Annotated in this window: 14 protein-coding genes; 7 read left to right on the top strand and 7 right to left on the bottom strand. The window is 73.3% G+C overall.

The window, feature by feature from the left end; genetic code table 11:
- Positions 1-5: 5 nt before the first annotated feature.
- Both IE124_RS00455 and IE124_RS00450 read right to left on the bottom strand, forming a co-directional pair.
- Positions 6-767: an RDD family protein gene (locus IE124_RS00455; protein ID WP_189503597.1), complete on the bottom strand. Its 762-nt coding sequence runs from the start codon at positions 765-767 to the stop codon at positions 6-8.
- Positions 768-983: 216 nt separating this feature from the next.
- Positions 984-2546 carry an RDD family protein gene (locus tag IE124_RS00450; protein WP_189503595.1) on the bottom strand — a complete coding sequence of 521 codons (1563 nt, stop codon included), beginning with the start codon at positions 2544-2546 and terminating at the stop codon, positions 984-986.
- Between the two features lie 342 nt (positions 2547-2888).
- On the opposite strand from IE124_RS00450, the gene IE124_RS00445 reads away from it, so the two are divergent.
- The gene (locus IE124_RS00445; protein WP_189503593.1) at positions 2889-3380 is read left to right on the top strand and encodes an SsgA family sporulation/cell division regulator; all 492 of its coding nucleotides are present in this window, start codon (positions 2889-2891) and stop codon (positions 3378-3380) included.
- 38 nt (positions 3381-3418) lie between these two features.
- Here IE124_RS00445 and IE124_RS00440 read toward each other — a convergent pair whose 3' ends face one another.
- Entirely contained in the window at positions 3419-4786 is a 1368-nt protein-coding gene (locus tag IE124_RS00440) for an FAD-binding oxidoreductase (RefSeq protein ID WP_189503591.1), read from the bottom strand.
- 98 nt (positions 4787-4884) lie between these two features.
- Here IE124_RS00440 and IE124_RS35265 point away from each other — a divergent pair, with 98 nt between their 5' ends.
- On the top strand, positions 4885-6468 hold the full coding sequence (locus tag IE124_RS35265; RefSeq protein WP_189503589.1) for a tetratricopeptide repeat protein: 1584 nt from the start codon (positions 4885-4887) through the stop codon (positions 6466-6468).
- 128 nt (positions 6469-6596) lie between these two features.
- Here the strand turns inward: IE124_RS35265 and hppD are convergent, their stop codons facing one another.
- Positions 6597-7742 (bottom strand): 4-hydroxyphenylpyruvate dioxygenase, encoded by a 1146-nt coding sequence (gene hppD / locus IE124_RS00430; protein ID WP_189503587.1) that lies wholly within the window; start codon positions 7740-7742, stop codon positions 6597-6599.
- Positions 7743-7863: 121 nt separating this feature from the next.
- Between hppD and IE124_RS00425 the strand changes: the two genes are divergently transcribed.
- From IE124_RS00425 to IE124_RS00410, 4 genes are all read left to right on the top strand, one after another.
- A complete protein-coding gene (locus tag IE124_RS00425; protein ID WP_189503584.1) occupies positions 7864-8331 on the top strand; it encodes an Lrp/AsnC family transcriptional regulator in 468 nt (155 codons plus the stop codon).
- Between the two features lie 201 nt (positions 8332-8532).
- Positions 8533-9114 (top strand): winged helix-turn-helix domain-containing protein, encoded by a 582-nt coding sequence (locus IE124_RS00420; protein ID WP_189503581.1) that lies wholly within the window; start codon positions 8533-8535, stop codon positions 9112-9114.
- A gap of 55 nt (positions 9115-9169) precedes the next feature.
- A complete protein-coding gene (locus tag IE124_RS00415; protein ID WP_189503578.1) occupies positions 9170-9370 on the top strand; it encodes a hypothetical protein in 201 nt (66 codons plus the stop codon).
- Positions 9367-10773 (top strand): MFS transporter, encoded by a 1407-nt coding sequence (locus IE124_RS00410; RefSeq protein ID WP_189503576.1) that lies wholly within the window; start codon positions 9367-9369, stop codon positions 10771-10773. The genes IE124_RS00415 and IE124_RS00410 overlap by 4 nt, the downstream gene beginning before the upstream one ends.
- On the opposite strand, the gene IE124_RS00405 is transcribed toward IE124_RS00410, so the two are convergent.
- Entirely contained in the window at positions 10706-11488 is a 783-nt protein-coding gene (locus IE124_RS00405) for a YlbL family protein (RefSeq protein ID WP_189503574.1), read from the bottom strand. The genes IE124_RS00410 and IE124_RS00405 overlap by 68 nt on opposite strands.
- Before the next feature lie 9 nt (positions 11489-11497).
- Complete coding sequence (locus IE124_RS34580) at positions 11498-12097, bottom strand: alpha/beta hydrolase (protein ID WP_229831995.1); 600 nt, start codon at positions 12095-12097, stop codon at positions 11498-11500.
- 627 nt (positions 12098-12724) lie between these two features.
- Between IE124_RS34580 and IE124_RS00395 the strand changes: the two genes are divergently transcribed.
- On the top strand, positions 12725-13705 hold the full coding sequence (locus IE124_RS00395; protein ID WP_189503572.1) for an ArsR/SmtB family transcription factor: 981 nt from the start codon (positions 12725-12727) through the stop codon (positions 13703-13705).
- A 261-nt stretch (positions 13706-13966) separates the two neighbouring features.
- Here IE124_RS00395 and IE124_RS00390 read toward each other — a convergent pair whose 3' ends face one another.
- Complete coding sequence (locus IE124_RS00390) at positions 13967-14608, bottom strand: IclR family transcriptional regulator (RefSeq protein ID WP_017237054.1); 642 nt, start codon at positions 14606-14608, stop codon at positions 13967-13969.
- Between the last annotated feature and the right edge of the window lie 271 nt (positions 14609-14879).

The raw sequence follows: 14879 nt of genomic DNA, 5'->3' as shown, positions 1-14879 counted from the left end.
ACTGACTACTGTGCCGTGACGACCACCGTCTTCGCCGCCTTGTCGTGCAGGCCCTGCTTGTAGGGCTTGTCGACCAGGATGAGGATGAGGATGAGCAGCGGCCACAGGCAGGCGCAGCAGACCAGCGCGGGCAACCACAGCACGATGGCCCGCAGCAGCGACTGGCTCATCGGGGGCGTCGAGCCGTCGTTGAGCATCGCGACGCGGAGCTTCATCAGCCTCTTGCCGATCGTCTGGCCGTTCTTGGCCGTCAGCACCGTGTCGTAGGCGACGTACGCGACGATCGTGATGAGCTGGAAGACCAGCTGGCTGCCACCGTTGAGGCTGTTGACCGTGTCGCCGAAGTCGTTGCCGTCCCGGGTCGCCCGCTCGTAGATGTCGAACGGGATACCGATGATCGCCAGCGGCACCGTGACGATCACCCAGTCGATCAGCCGGGCCAGGATGCGCCGGCCGGTCTCGGCGAGCGGCGGCATCCCGGAGAGAGGATCGGTGCCGCCGTAACCACCGCCGTAACCGCTCCCGTACGGGGGCGGAGGCGGAGGCATGTTGTCGTACGGAGAGCCGGACGAGGGACCGTAGGGGTTCCCCGGCGGAGGCCCGCCCGGGGGCTGCCCTCCCGGGGGCTGCCCGCCGGGGGGCTCCCCGGGCGGGGGTGTTCCGTCAGGCGGCGGCTGGCCGGAGGAGGGTGGTGCGGGCTCCTGCGGCCTCTTGAGGAACGGGTCCTCCTCGGGCGGCTGGCCGGGCGGCGGCTGATCGGTGCTCATGGGGGCAGTGCATCCCAGGGGCGGCCACCCCGCACGAAATCAACGCCCGTTCGGGGGACGGCGCCCCCGCCCGACCGACCCCCGACCGAGTCCGGCGACAGGCCCTAGGGTCGGCGAGGCGCGGTGCCAGACCCCGCGAGCCAGGCCTGATCGGCAAGACACCCCCGAGAGTGCGTGCCAGGCGTTGCGGGGCAGGCGGGAATGTGACGACACCCCCTAGCGGGCGACGAAGGTGCGGGCTGCCTTGTCGTGCCAGCACTGACGCCAGGGGCGGTCGAAGAGGCACCACAGGACGTTGAGGACGCCGATGACCAGGAGCCCGAGGACGCTGTAGACGAGCCAGCGCCGCAGGGCCGCACCGAACCGCGGCGGCTGGTGCGCCTCGATGTCCCGCACCTCGATCCCGCACAGCTTCTTGCCCAGGGTCCGCCCCCACTTGGCGGTGGGCAGCGCCTCGTACAGGACGCCGATGACGAAGAGCGAGGCGAGCGCGATGCCGAACTGCACGGAAGTGGTCGCGTCCAGAAGCCACACCTGGACGGTCGTGCCGGACTGCTTGGCCGCCTCGATCTTGCCGTCGATGTGGTCGAGGGCGGCGGTCACGAAGGGGAAGCCCGCGGCGCCGACGAGGGCGCCCAGGACGACGGTGTCGATCAGCCGGGCCAGCAGGCGCCTGCCGAGACCCGCGGGGCGTGCGGCGGCCTGGGCGCGGGCCGCCTGCTGGAACACGTCCTCGACCGGTGGCTTCCACGGCAGGACCGGCGGCTGCTGCTCCTGCTGCTCTTGGGGCTGGGGCTGGGATGGGGCTTGAGGCTGGGGGCGCGGCTGGGCCTGCTGCGGCGGCTGCGGCTGCTGGGCCCAGGAGGGCGTGGAAGGTACGGGGGCGGGGGCGGGGGCCGCGGGTTCGGGGGCAGGCTGCGGGGCGGGCGCGGGGGTGACGGGCATTCCGCCGAGGCGCGCGGCTCCCCCGGCCGACCGGGGGTCCGCCGCCGGGGCGGGGGCCGGGGCCGGGGCGGCAGCGCGGGGCTCCGCCGGCTCGCTCGTGCCCGCGACGGGCCACTCGGCCGGGCTCCGCGGGTCGGGGACGACGGGGGCCCGCCGCTGCGGCTGCGGCTGCGGCTGGACCGGGGGTTCGGGTCGGGCCGGGGGTTCGGGCTGCTGTTCCTGGGGCGCGCCCCAGGCGACCTTCTGGTCGCGTTCGCCGCCGAAGCCCGTCTGGCGGGCGGTGTCCGCCTGCCAGGCCGAGGAGGGCTCCGGCGTCACCGGCGCCTCCTCGAAGTCGTCGAAGAAGACGGGTCCCGTCTCCTCGACCACCGGCACGGGGGCCGCGGGCAGGGCCGCCGGGACGGGCGCCGGGGCCAGAGCCGGGCTGGGCCCGTGGTTCTGTGCCGCGATCTGCGCCGGGTTCTGGGCGGCGATCTGCGCCGGGCCCTGGGCCGGGTTCTGCGCCGGGGTCCGCGCCGGGCTCGGTGCCGGAGCCTGGTTCTGGGCCGGCGCGAGGTTCTGGGCCGGCGCGAGGTTCTGGGCCGCCGCCGGGTTCTCCACGGCCGGGTACTGCGCGACCACCGGCGCGGGCGCGGGACCGGGGGCCAGGATCGGGCCCGCGGGGATCGCCCCGGCGGGCGGGTTCGGCGTGCCCTCGCCGTCCTTGGGCGCCGGCCGGCTCGTACCGGGCACCCAGGCGCCCCCGTTCCAGTACCGGATGTATCCGGGAATGGACGGGTCCGGGTAGTACCCCGCCTGCGGTACCTCTCCGCCGCCTCCAGGAGGAGTAGCCACTGCCCCGACTCCGTTCAGTCACAACGCCTTTGATCCCACGGCCGCTCCCCCGGGCATGCCGCGCCCAAGGAGGACAGTAACGAAGAACGTCCCCGAGGGAAGAAAGAGCCCACGAGAAAGACCGCCTTCGGGCGACAGAGACCGGAATCGATCACTCATGGTGATGTTCGGGCCGATGCCTCCGGAGTCGGCCGGTGCGCTGCGACCGCCTTCCGGGTCTCTCGAAGACCTTCCGAGAAAACTTTCCGAGAAAACCTCCCGAAGTCGCGTAATGAACGGCGTGGACCCCGCTCTCTCCCGGTGAAGGCCCGTCCGGGGCCCTCCGTGAGAGGACGTACGACCATGCAGAACACCGACAACACCACCGTCGAGCGCGAGCTGGAGCTCAAGCTGGTGCTCTCCCCCGAGCGCGCCGTTCCCGTCCCCGCCCGGCTCGCCTACCGCACCGACGACCCGTACGCCGTCCACATCACCTTCCACGTCGGCTCGGACCACCCGGTCAACTGGACGTTCGCGCGCGAGCTGCTCGTCGAGGGCGTCTTCCGGGCGTGCGGCCACGGCGACGTCCGCATCTGGCCGACGAAGGTCGACGGCCGCAGCGTCGTCCTGATGGCGCTCTCCTCCCCCGACGGGGACGCCCTGCTCGAAGCCCCGTCAGCGCAGGTGTCCGCCTGGCTGGAGCGGACCCTGCGCGCGGTGCCGCCGGGCACCGAGTCCGAGCGGCTCGGTATGGAGGACGGGCTCGCCGAGCTCCTGGCGACCACCGTGATCCCCGACGAGCTGTGGCTGCGCGACCCGTGGCCGTCGGACGAGTCGCAGGACGGCGAGCTGTGAACCGCGTGTCCCGCCGCGACGGCCACCTGACCCTCGTCTCAGAACAGCTTTCCGGGGTTGAGCAGCCCCAGCGGATCGAAGGTGTGCTTGATCCCTCGCTGGAGTTCGAGGCCGACCGGGCCCAACTCCCTGGCCAGCCACTCCTTCTTGAGGACGCCCACGCCGTGCTCGCCGGTGATCGTGCCGCCGAGGGCGAGCCCGAGCGCCATGATCTCGTCGAAGGACTCCCGAGCGCGCCGCGACTCGTCCTCGTCGGCGTGGTCGAAGCAGACGACGGGATGGGTGTTGCCGTCCCCCGCGTGCACGCAGACACCGATGGTCAGGTCATATTTCTCCGCGATCGCCGACGTGCCGTCGAGCATCGCGGCCAGCTTCGTCCGCGGCACGCACACGTCGTCGATCATCGTCGCGGTCTTGATCGTCTCCAGGGCCGTGAGGGAGAGCCGGCGCGCCTGGAGGAGGAGTTCGGACTCGGCGGTGTCCGCGGCCGGCACGACCTCGGTGGCGCCCGCGGCCGTGCACAGCTCACCGACGGCGGCCAGGTCGGCGGCCGGGTCCAGGGTGTCGAAGGCACACAGGAGGAGCGCTTCGGTGGTGTCGGGCAGCCCCATGTGCGCCAGCCGGTTGACGGCCTGGACGGTGGTGCGGTCCATCAGTTCGAGCAGCGACGGGGTGTGGCCGCGCTCCATGATCGCGCAGACGGCCTCGCAGGCGGCGGCCGCGGAGGGGAACTCGGCGGCGAGCGCGAGCTGCGCCGGGGGCTGCGGCCTGAGCGCGAGCACGGCCCCGACGACGATGCCCAGGCTGCCCTCGGACCCGACGAAGAGCCTGGTCAGGTCATATCCGGCGACGCCCTTGGCGGTGCGGCGGCCGGTGGTGAGGAGCCGGCCGTCGGCGAGGACGACGTCGAGGCCGAGGACGTACTCGGCGGTGACTCCGTACTTGACGCAGCACAGACCTCCGGAGGCGGTGCCGATGTTCCCGCCGATGGTGCACGTCTCCCAGCTGGAGGGGTCCGGCGGGTAATACAGGCCGTGTTCGGCGACGGCCCGTGACAGCACGGCGTTGACGACACCCGGTTCGACCACGGCGATCCGGTCGACCGGGTTGATCTCCAGGATGCGGTCCATCTTGACCAGGGAGAGCACGATGCAGCCCTCGGAGGCGTTGGCGCCGCCGGAGAGGCCCGTGCGGGCTCCTTGGGGGACGACGGGGACACGGAGTTCGGTGGCGGTCCGCATGACGTGCTGGACCTGTTCGACGGTGCGCGGGAGCACGACGACCGCGGGGGTGCCGGCCGCGCAGAAGCTCGCCATGTCGCGGGAGTAGGAGGCCGTGACGTCCGGGTCGGTGAGGAGCGCCTCGGCGGGTAGCCCGGCGCGCAGCCGCGTCAGAAGATCGTCCATGCATCCAGCGTGGCACCCGGGGCCATCGGTGTGAACCCGCCGGAGCGGGCGCTTCGTGTGCTCTTCGTACAGGCGCGTACGGGCGCACAGTGAGCGCCATGAAGACCCAGAACGTGTCGAGGACGGTCCTGGCGGCGGGCGTGGGCGCGGTCCTCGCCGCGACGGCCCTGCTGTACGTCCCCGAGCTCGTCGGCCAGGGGCCGCCGCCCCCGCCCGGTCCGGCGCAGCGGGCGACGATCGCGGCGCACGCCGGCGCGCAGGCCGCGCTGCCGGACCTGGCCGCGCTGATCGCCGACCGGGAGAAGTGGCTGAGGTCCCACCCCGAGGACGACGCGTCCTGGGCGGCGCTCGGCGCGGCCTACACGGAGCGCGGGGCGCGGATCGGGGACGTACGCGACTACCCGAGGGCCGAGCGGGCGCTGAAGCGGTCCCTGGCCGAACGGCCCGCCGCCCGGGGCAACGTGGACGCGCAGCTGGGGCTCGGGGCGCTCGCGGGGGCTCGCGGCGACTGGAAGTCCGCCAAGGAGTGGGGCGAGCGGGTGCGGAAGGCGGAGCCGGGGCGCTGGCCCGCGTACCCGGTCCTGATCGACGCGTACAACGGCCTCGGCGACTACGAGTCCGCCCGGAAGGCGGCGGAGAAGCTGGAGGAGCTGCACGCGGGCGCGGTCGTGCGCGCGCGTGCGGCGCAGGCGTACCGGAACCGGGGCTGGCGCGAGGACGCCGACGCGGCGGCCCTGGACGCGGCGGCGCTGGCGGAGACGGACGCGGAGAAGGCGGCGTCGCTGGGGCGGCTCGGGGACCTGGCGTGGGAGCGGGGCGAGGCGGCCGAGGCGCTCGCCCGGTACGGCGCGGCACTGCGGCTCGTACGGGACCACGGGCCTTCGCTGGCGGGGCGTGCGCGGGCGCTCGCGGGCCTGGGACGTACCGACGAGGCGCTGCGCGACTGGCGGGCGGCGCTGGCCCGGCTGCCGCTGCCGGAGTACCTCCTGGAGGCGGGCGAGCTGTACGAGGCGGTGGGCCTGGAGGGGGAGGCTCGGGCGCTGTACGAGCGGTTGCGGAGCGGCACGTGGGTGCGGGGCGAGGTGACCCTGGGGCTGCTGGAGGCGGACCACGGCACGCCGGCGGCGGCGGTCGAGCGGCTCCGGGCGGAGTGGGCGCGCGGGCACCGCTCGGTGGCGGTGGCGGACGCGCTCGGATGGGCGCTGTACCGGGCCGGGGACCCGAGGGAGGCGCTCGGGTACGCGAAGCGGGCCACGGACGAGGGGCTGCGGAGCGCGCTCTTCACGTACCACCTGGGCGAGATCGAGCGGGCGCTGGAGCAGACCGGTCCGGCCCGCCGCCATCTGGCGGAGGCGCTGCGGATCAACCCGGAGTTCTCCCCGCTGCACGCCCGGCGGGCGGAGCAGGCCCTGACGGCCCTGGGCGAGCTGCCCGACGAGCTCCCGAAGGAACTCCGTCCGGAGGCGCCGGCGGAGGCCTCGACGGCGGCGGGGACGGGCACAGCGGCCTCGGGCGTCACGGCGGGCTCGGGCGTCACGGCGGGCTCGGGCGTCACGGCGGGCTCGGGTACGACGGCGGGCTCGGGCGTCGTGGCCGGCTCGGGTACGACGGCGGGCTCGGGCGTCACGGCGGGCTCGGGTACGACGGCGGACACGGCGGCCTCGGGCGCGGTGCGCGAGTAGCGCGAGTAGCGCGTGCGCGCGCCGTCGGAGGTGCTCCCGGCCCACCCCCCGTATGGGCCGGGAGCACATGCGGGAGGGTCCCGGAGCCGGAGCCCCGGAACCCTCCCGCACGGTGATGGCGGCGGCGACTAGAGGTTGCCGCGCTTCTCCTGCTCGCGCTCGATCGCCTCGAACAGGGCCTTGAAGTTGCCCTTGCCGAAGCCCATCGAGCCGTGGCGCTCGATCATCTCGAAGAAGACGGTCGGGCGGTCCTGAACCGGCTTGGTGAAGATCTGCAGCAGGTATCCGTCCTCGTCGCGGTCGACGAGGATCTTCAGCTCGCGCAGGGTCTCGACGGGCACGCGGGTCTCGCCCGCCCACTCGCCGAGGGTGTCGTAGTACGAGTCGGGGGTGTCGAGGAAGGAGACGCCCGCGGCCCGCATCGCACGCACGGTGGCGACGATGTCGTTGGTGGCGAGGGCGATGTGCTGGACGCCGGCGCCGCCGTAGAACTCCAGGTACTCGTCGATCTGCGACTTCTTCTTCGCGATCGCCGGCTCGTTGATCGGGAACTTCACCTTGAGGGTGCCGTCCGCGACGACCTTCGACATGAGGGCGGAGTACTCGGTGGCGATGTCGTCGCCCACGAACTCCTTCATGTTCGTGAAGCCCATGACCTTGTTGTAGAAGCCGACCCAGTCGTTCATCTTGCCGAGCTCGACGTTGCCGACGCAGTGGTCGATGGCCTGGAAGGTGCGCTTCGCCGGCGGCTCGACGATCGGGTTCGCGGAGACGAAGCCCGGCAGGTACGGGCCGTCGTAGCCGGAGCGCTCGACGAGGGTGTGGCGGGTCTTGCCGTAGGTGGCGATGGCGGCGAGGACGACGGTGCCGTTCTCGTCCTTCAGCTCGTACGGCTCGGTGATGCCGGTGGCGCCGTGCTCGACGGCGTAGGCGTACGCGGCACGGGCGTCCGGCACCTCGATCGCCAGGTCGACGACGCCGTCACCGTGCTCGGCGACGTGGTCGGCGAGGAAGCGGCCCCGGTCGGTCGAGGCCTTGATGACGGAGGTGAACACGAAACGGGCGGCGCCGTTGGTGAGGACGTAGCTGGCGGTCTCGCGGCTGCCGTTCTCCGGTCCGGAGTAGGCGACCAGCTTCATGCCGAAGGCCGTGGAGTAGTAGTGCGCGGCCTGCTTGGCATTGCCGACGGCGAAGACGACCGCGTCCATTCCCTTGACCGGGAAGGGATCGGCCTTACGCGCGGTGGAGGGGGTGTGATCGATGGTCTCAGTCATGGCAGCAATGTCCCGCCGTTCGGCAAGGTGCGCAAGAGTTTGTTGTTCTGCTGGTCAATCTGCATAGCGACGGGCGAGTATTGCCGTGCGACTTGTACATCCTGACTATGGGGAGACCGTTGTGGCGATCGATCATTTGGACGGCCGGCTGATCACGCTTCTCGCGCGCGAGCCGCGGATAGGGGTCCTGGAGGCCTCCCGACGCCTCGGGGTGGCGCGCGGGACGGTGCAGGCGCGCCTCGACCGGCTCCAGGCGAGCGGGGTGATCTGCGGTTTCGGGCCACAGGTGGACCCGGCGGCGCTGGGCTATCCGGTGACGGCCTTCGCGACGCTGGAGATCAAGCAGGGCCAAGGGGCGGACGTGCGGGGGCATCTGGCGACGGTGCCGGAGGTGCTCGAACTGCACACGACGACGGGTCACGGCGACATGCTCTGCCGGCTGGTCGCGCGGTCCAACGCCGATCTCCAGCGGGTGATCGACAAGGTGGTGGGCTTCGAGGGGATCGTGCGGGCGTCGACGGCGATCGTGATGGAGAACCCGGTCCCGCTGCGGATCATCCCGCTGGTGGAGCAGGCGGCGCAGGAGTAGGGCGGGAGCGCGGAGAGAGGGAGAGCGGGAGCACGGAGAGGGGGAGAGCCGGGGCGCAGAGGGGGAGACGGGGGCGCAGAGGGGGAGACGGGGGCGTGAACGGGGCGCGCTCGCAAAGAAGTCGCTGCAAAAAGGTCTCTGCAAAGAAGGGGCTGCAAAGAACCCCTTGCAACATCTTCTTTGCAACTCTAGGCTTGAGCCATGTCCGAGCCCGAGAAGCACCTGAGCCGCATCCTGGACCCGCGCTCCCTGCGCGGGCTCGCCCATCCGCTGCGCATCCAGCTGCTGCGCGCCCTCCGTCGTTACGGACCCGCCACCGCCTCCCAGCTGGCGGAGCGGCTCGGCGAGTCCAGCGGGGCGACCAGCTACCACCTGCGCCAGCTGGCGGCCGTGGGCTTCGTCGAGGACGACCCGACGCGCGGCAAGGGCCGGGAGCGGTGGTGGAAGGCGGCCCAGCAGGGGACGTCCCTCGACGAGACACTCCACAAGAACCGTGACCCCGAGGTCCAGGGCGCCCTGGAGGTCTTCCTGTACGAGGTGGCGACCATCCACACGCAGGAGCTGAACACCTACCTCGGCACCCGGCACGACTGGCACGAGGACTGGGGGAGCGCCTCGGACATGAGCGACTTCACGCTGAGACTGCCCACCGAGAAGCTGCGGGAGCTGACCGGGAAGGTCCACGAGCTGATCGACAGCTACCGCGACACCGCAGACACGGACGCCCCGGGCGCCGAGCGCGTGCGGATCCATCTGCACGCGTTCCCGCAGCAGGAGGACTGACCGCCGCGCCGCCACCGGCACACGCCCATCCACACGCACGGAAGGAACCCTCGCCATGCACGCCGACATCCACCTGCAGTTACACGCCCTGGCCGCGACCGAGCTGCGGCACGAGGCGGCCGCCTTCCGCCGACGGGCCGCCGACCAGGCCCCCTCCTCGCCCCTCCGCGTCCAACTGGGCTGGAAGCTTGTCGAGTTGGGCCTCCGGATGGTCACACCGGCGAACCGACGCCTACCCCTCACCTTGACCGCATGACCGCCCCGGGGGGAGCGGAGACCGCCGCCGACACCGCCGCGGCGAAGAACGCCCGAGGCCCGCTGGCCACCGTCCTCACGGCCAACGCCGTCTCGATCACCGGCAATTCACTCACACTCATCGGCGTTCCGTGGTTCGCGCTCGACACCACGGGAAGCCCCGGCAAAGCGGGAATCGTCGCCTTCTGCGCGGCGCTCCCCGTGCTGCTGTCCACGCTCGCCGGCGGACCGCTCATCGACCGTCTGGGCCGCCGCCGGGTCAGCATCTCCTCCGACCTGGTCTGCGGGCTCGCGCTCGCGACGATCCCGCTGCTGCACGGCATGGGCGTCCTGGAGTTCTGGATGCTGTGCGCGCTGATGGCGGTCACCGGCCTGTGCCACGCGCCGGGCGAGATGGCCCGGCACGTCCTGGTACCCGACCTCGCACAGCGGGCCGGGACGGCGCTCCCCCGGGTGGCGAGCCTGTACGACGCCGTGGCGCGCGGTGCGCGGATGGCGGGGGCCGCCCTCGCCGGACTGCTCGTCGCGTTCCTGGGCGCCGACACGGTGCTCCTCCTCGACGCGGCCACCTTCGGGCTCTCCGCGCTGCTCGTCACGGCCGGCCTGCGCGGGGTGCCCGCGGCGGAGCCGATGCGCGACGGGCCCCGGCTCTCCCCCGCCCGCTACCGGGCCGACCTGCGCGAGGGGTACGCCTATCTGTTCCGGGCCCGGCTCATGCTCGGCATCATGGTCATGGTGATGGTCACCAACGGCCTCAACCAGAGCTGGAGTTCGGTGCTGCTGCCGGTCCATGCCCGGGAGGAGTTGGGCGGTCCGGCCGCGCAGGGCCTGCTGGTGTCGGTCTTCGCCGGCTGCGCGCTCGCCGGGGCACTGCTGTACGGGGCGGTCGGGGTACGGCTACCCCGCCGGGCCGTGTTCGCGGCGGGGTTCCTCGTCGGCGGCGCCCCGCCGTACGTGGTGGCCGCGCTGACCGACACCACGGCGCCACTGCTCGTGACGCTGGCGGCCGCCGGATTCGGCGTCGGGGTCCTCAACCCGATCCTGACGACGGTCATGTACGAGCAGGTGCCGGAGGACCTGCGCAGCCGGGTCATGGGCGCGAGTACGGCCGGGGTGCTGCTCACGACCCCGCTCGGGGGCCTGGCGGCCGGCTTCCTGGTCGAGCGGGCGGGTCTGACGCCGACGCTGCTCGGGATCGGCGCGCTCTACCTCCTCACGACCCTCGCCCCGTTGGTGTTCCCCGCCTGGCGGGGCATGGACGCCACGCCCACCACTCCCCCGGAGGGCATACCCGACGGCGGACCGGCCGCGCACGACCCGCCCGGCGCCAAATCCGTCAGCAGCTCGGGACCTTCGACTCCTGCCCCTGTTCCAGGGCCCGGAGGGACGCGACCGCGTCACTGAGCGCGGTGACGGGGACGAGCCGCAGGCCCTTCGGCTGCTCGGCCTGAGCGTCCGAGCATTCCGCCTTCGGCACGAGGAAGACGGTTGCCCCGTCCCGCGCGGCGGCCTGGGTCTTGAGGGAGACGCCGCCGACGGCGCCGACCGTGCCGTCCGCGTCGATCGTTCCCGTACCGGCGATGACCTTGCCCCCGGTGAGGTTGCCGGCGTCGAGCTTGTCGACGATGCCGAGGGAGAAAAGGAGACCGGCGCTGGGTCCGCCGATGTCGGCGAGGTGCAGGTTCACCTTCACCTCCTCGGGGTCCAGCTTGAGGTAGTCGAGGGCGGCGAGGGTCGCCGCGTCCTGGGACTGCTTCATCTGGCCGAGGTTGCGCTTCTCGATCTCGGCGTCGGACTTCCCCGACGGGTAGACGGACTCGCGCGGCAGGACAGCCCGGTCGGCGCGGAACCAGGCGTCGGCCACGTCCCCGAGGTCGACCTCGGTGGACGGCCCGGTCGCGAGGATGGTCGTCATCCGCAGCTGCCCCTCGGTCGGCCGGACCGGGGCGCCGGTGATCGTGATGACCTCGCGCCCCTTGTCCTTGCCGAGCACGTCGGCGGTCGTGCCGGGCTGCGCGATCGCGTACGGCAGCGGCGCGAGCCCGACGACGGCGAAGAGCGCGGCGACGGGCAGGGCGCAGAGCGCGAGGGCACGGTGACGAGGAAGGCTGGAGAGCACGCATCCAATCTACTGGGACGCGTGCTTTCCCTGGGCCGGGGGCGCGGGCGCCGGCAGGTGGCGGGCGAAGAAGGACCGCGTCCCGCACCGGACGGCGCGGACCGCCGCCGCCGGGGCGGCCGGACCGATGAGCGCATCCCTCGCCGCCGCGGTGACGAGCCCGGCGGCCTGGAGCCGGGGGACGAGGAAGGCGTAGTCGGAGAACACCCAGTGGTCGCTGTCGGCCAGGAGGACGCGGCGGGCACGGAACCGCTCCCAGGAGCGTTCGATGCGGTCCGCGCCGTCGAAGCCTTCGGTGCGGAACATGAGGAGCGGCCGGTCGAAGCCGGGCAGCGGGTCCAGGTCGAGATACCCCTCCAGGTTCACGCCGGCGGCGATCCGGTCGTCGGCGGCCAGCGCGTGCACGGCTGCGGTGCCGCCCGCCGAGTGCCCGTACACACCGATCCTGAGGAGGTCCATGACGGGCATGGCGGGGGCGGGGGGCAGGCTGCCGAGGCGGTCGAGGACGAAGCGGATGTCCGCGACGCGGGTGTCGATCATGGTGCGGAAGGTCGCCGGGTCCGGGTCCCCGCGCAGGACGGTGACGCGCACGCCGCTCGGGAGCTCCACCTGGCTCGCGTCGCCGGGGTGGTCGATGAGGACGACGATCCGGCCGTGGCTCGCGAGGTCCTCGGCGAGGGTCGTACCGAGGGTGCGGGAGTCGCCGCCGCCGGGGCTGTACAGGAGGACCGGGCGGCGGCCCGGGAGGGCCGGCGCGTTCAGGTGTCCGTGGGTGAGGATCGCGGCCCAGTCGACGCCCGAGGCGGGCAGCCCGGAGCGGACCCGGGGGGCGAGCTCGGTGAAGTACCCGGCCTCGACCGGGGTGAGCTGGGGGGGTGCGCGGGCAGCCGCGGACGGTGCGGGCCGGATAGAGGACGGTGATCTTCACTTCGCGTACGCCGGTGCCGGGCACCCAGGGGTCGTCCCGGGAGGTGTCGCCCAGGACGAAGGTGCGCAGGCCGACGGGGTGGGGGCCGGTCGGCGCGGGCAGGCGGAGGGCGCCGGGTGCCGGTGCCGCAGCGCCGGCGGTGGGGCCGAGCAGGGTGGCGGCCGCGGCAAGGAGGGCGCCCTTGGCGACGGTGCGGCGGGCGGGTGCGGTGTGCTGGGTCATGCACGGCATCCTTGGGCGGGACGGGGCGGCGCGCGAAGGTTCAGGCCCGGCCCGAAAGGCTGGCGGACGTCGAGGAGTTCGGACAGGTGCTGCGTATCCACTTCACCGTGGACGACTTCACGCGGGTGCGGTTCGCGCCCCGGCCGTCGCCCGTGCCGGAGCTGCACGCGGCCCTCACCATGCTGGGCGCGCCACACGAGGAGCTGCTCTTCGGGCGCTGGCGGGGCAGGCTGTCGCGGGCCCTGCCGGCGGCGTCCTGGCCGCTCGCGGACCTGGTGCCGGGCGGGGTGGCCCCGTACTTCCTCGACGTCCTCGGCGGGACGCGGGAGGAGGGCTTCGCGCTGATCCGCGCGAGCGGCCCGGATTTCGTCCGGTCGGAGCTGGAGCGGGTGTACGCGGGCGGGGACCGGGTGCCGTCGTGGGTGCGGGCGCTGCACGGCGGGGACGCCGGGGCGTGGCGCACGCTGGACCGTGCGCAGGCGGCGGCCTACGAGACGGTCCTGGCCCCGGTGTGGCCGCTGGTGCAGGACCTGCACCGGGCGGAGTTCACCCGGCACGCGCTGACGGTCGCGGAGCAGGGCCTCGGCGCCGCCCTGACCGCCGCGGCCCCGGGCTCTGGGCTCCGGGACGGGGTGTGGGAGTGGCCGGGCGAGGGGCCCGTTCTCCCCGGTGGCCCGGGTGACCGGGACGTGCGGCTCGACGGGCGGGGGCTCGTCCTGCTGCCCACCTTCCACTGGCGCGGCGGGCCGCTCGTCCAGGACCTGCCGGGGCGCCCTGTGGTGCTCGCCTACCCGGCGGGCCGGGGCCTGCCGCTCGCCCCGGACGGCGACGGCACGAGGGAGGAGGCCCTCGCGGGGGTCCTGGGCAGGACCCGGGCCGATCTGCTCCATGCCCTGGACGAGGCCAGGACCACGACGGGCCTGGCCCGTGGGCTGGGCGTCAGCAACGCGACGGCCTCGGCCCACGCCCAGGCCCTGCGCGCGGCGGGCCTGATCACGACGACCCGCACGGGAAGGTCCGTCCACCACGCCCGGACCCCGCTGGGCGTGCTGCTGACCGGCCCCTAGGGGGTGTCGTCACATTCCCGTCGTTGCCCGAAGGGCGGCCCCGCGGCGTCTGGTGCGCGCTCTCGGCGTGCCGGGTGGAAGCCCACGTACTGGACGTACGTGGGCTTTCGCCCGGTGCGGCGAGAGTGCGTGCCTGGGGGCACCTCCCAGCGGAAGCTGGGGGAACGCCGCGGGGCAGACGGGAATGTGACGACAGGCCCTAGGGGGTCCGGAGAGCAGCGCCGTCTGCCCGCGGGCCGGGCGGGACTTTCCGGACACCCCCTAGCGCAGGGCGTCGGCGACCTCGCGGGCCGCGTCCACGACGCGGGGGCCCACACGCTCGGGGACGGCGTCCGCGAGCATCACGACGCCGACACTGCCCTCGACGCCCGTGACGCCGACCAGCGGTGCGGCGGCCCCGCTCGCGCCGGCCTCCAGCTCGCCGTGGGTGAGGGTGAAGCCGGGTTCGATCAGGGAGCCCTGGCGGGCGGCGAGGATCGCGCGACCCGCCGCACCCCGGTCGAGCGGGTGGCGGAAACCGGCCCGGTAGGCGACGTGGTAGTCGGTCCAGGTCGGTTCGACGACCGCGACCGCGAGCGCCTCCGCCCCGTCGACGAGCGTCAGGTGGGCCGTGGCCCCGATGTCCTCGGCGAGCGAGCGCAGCGCGGGCAGCGCGGCCTCCCGGACCAGGGGGTGCACCTGTCGGCCGAGCCGGAGCACGCCGAGGCCGACGCGGGCGCGGCCGCCGAGGTCGCGGCGGACGAGGGCGTGCTGTTCGAGCGTGGCCAGCAGGCGGTAGACGACCGTCCGGTTGACCCCGAGTTTGTTGGACAACTCGGTGACGGTCAGGCCGTGGTCCGTGTCGGCGAGCAGTTTGAGGACTCTGAGCCCTCTGTCGAGCGTCTGGGAGGTTTCCGCGGTCACGACGCCCTCTCCTTCGGAGTGAGTGGCGGCGGGCTCTCACGGGATCGCGACGCCGGTCCCGTCGGCGACGCACGTCAGAGGCCGCCGGCAGGAAGGGGTACACCGGCTGCGCTCCGCGGCGGCGCTGCCACGGGGCGATTGCTTTTGAGCCGGGACAGTAGCGACCCGCTCCGCTCAGCGGAAGACCTCGTCCAGAATCCGGGCGTCGGGGACCGGATAGAGACGGTTCGGGACCTTCGTCGGCCGGACGAGGGACTTTGGCTGACAAGAT

Source organism: Streptomyces narbonensis, from assembly GCF_014649015.1.
GTDB classification, from domain to species: Bacteria; Actinomycetota; Actinomycetes; order Streptomycetales; family Streptomycetaceae; genus Streptomyces; species Streptomyces narbonensis.
Note: the sequence above shows the minus strand (reverse complement) of the source record. Positions and strands in the feature narration are given on the sequence as shown.

Coding starts and splice junctions, on each gene's coding strand:
- IE124_RS00415 (WP_189503578.1), top strand. CDS start 9,170: ATGCACGCCGACATCCACCTGCAGTTACACGCCCTGGCCGCGACCGAG.
- IE124_RS00455 (WP_189503597.1), bottom strand. CDS start 767: ATGAGCACCGATCAGCCGCCGCCCGGCCAGCCGCCCGAGGAGGACCCG.
- IE124_RS00445 (WP_189503593.1), top strand. CDS start 2,889: ATGCAGAACACCGACAACACCACCGTCGAGCGCGAGCTGGAGCTCAAG.
- IE124_RS00420 (WP_189503581.1), top strand. CDS start 8,533: ATGTCCGAGCCCGAGAAGCACCTGAGCCGCATCCTGGACCCGCGCTCC.
- IE124_RS00410 (WP_189503576.1), top strand. CDS start 9,367: ATGACCGCCCCGGGGGGAGCGGAGACCGCCGCCGACACCGCCGCGGCG.
- IE124_RS00440 (WP_189503591.1), bottom strand. CDS start 4,786: ATGGACGATCTTCTGACGCGGCTGCGCGCCGGGCTACCCGCCGAGGCG.
- IE124_RS35265 (WP_189503589.1), top strand. CDS start 4,885: ATGAAGACCCAGAACGTGTCGAGGACGGTCCTGGCGGCGGGCGTGGGC.
- hppD (WP_189503587.1), bottom strand. CDS start 7,742: ATGACTGAGACCATCGATCACACCCCCTCCACCGCGCGTAAGGCCGAT.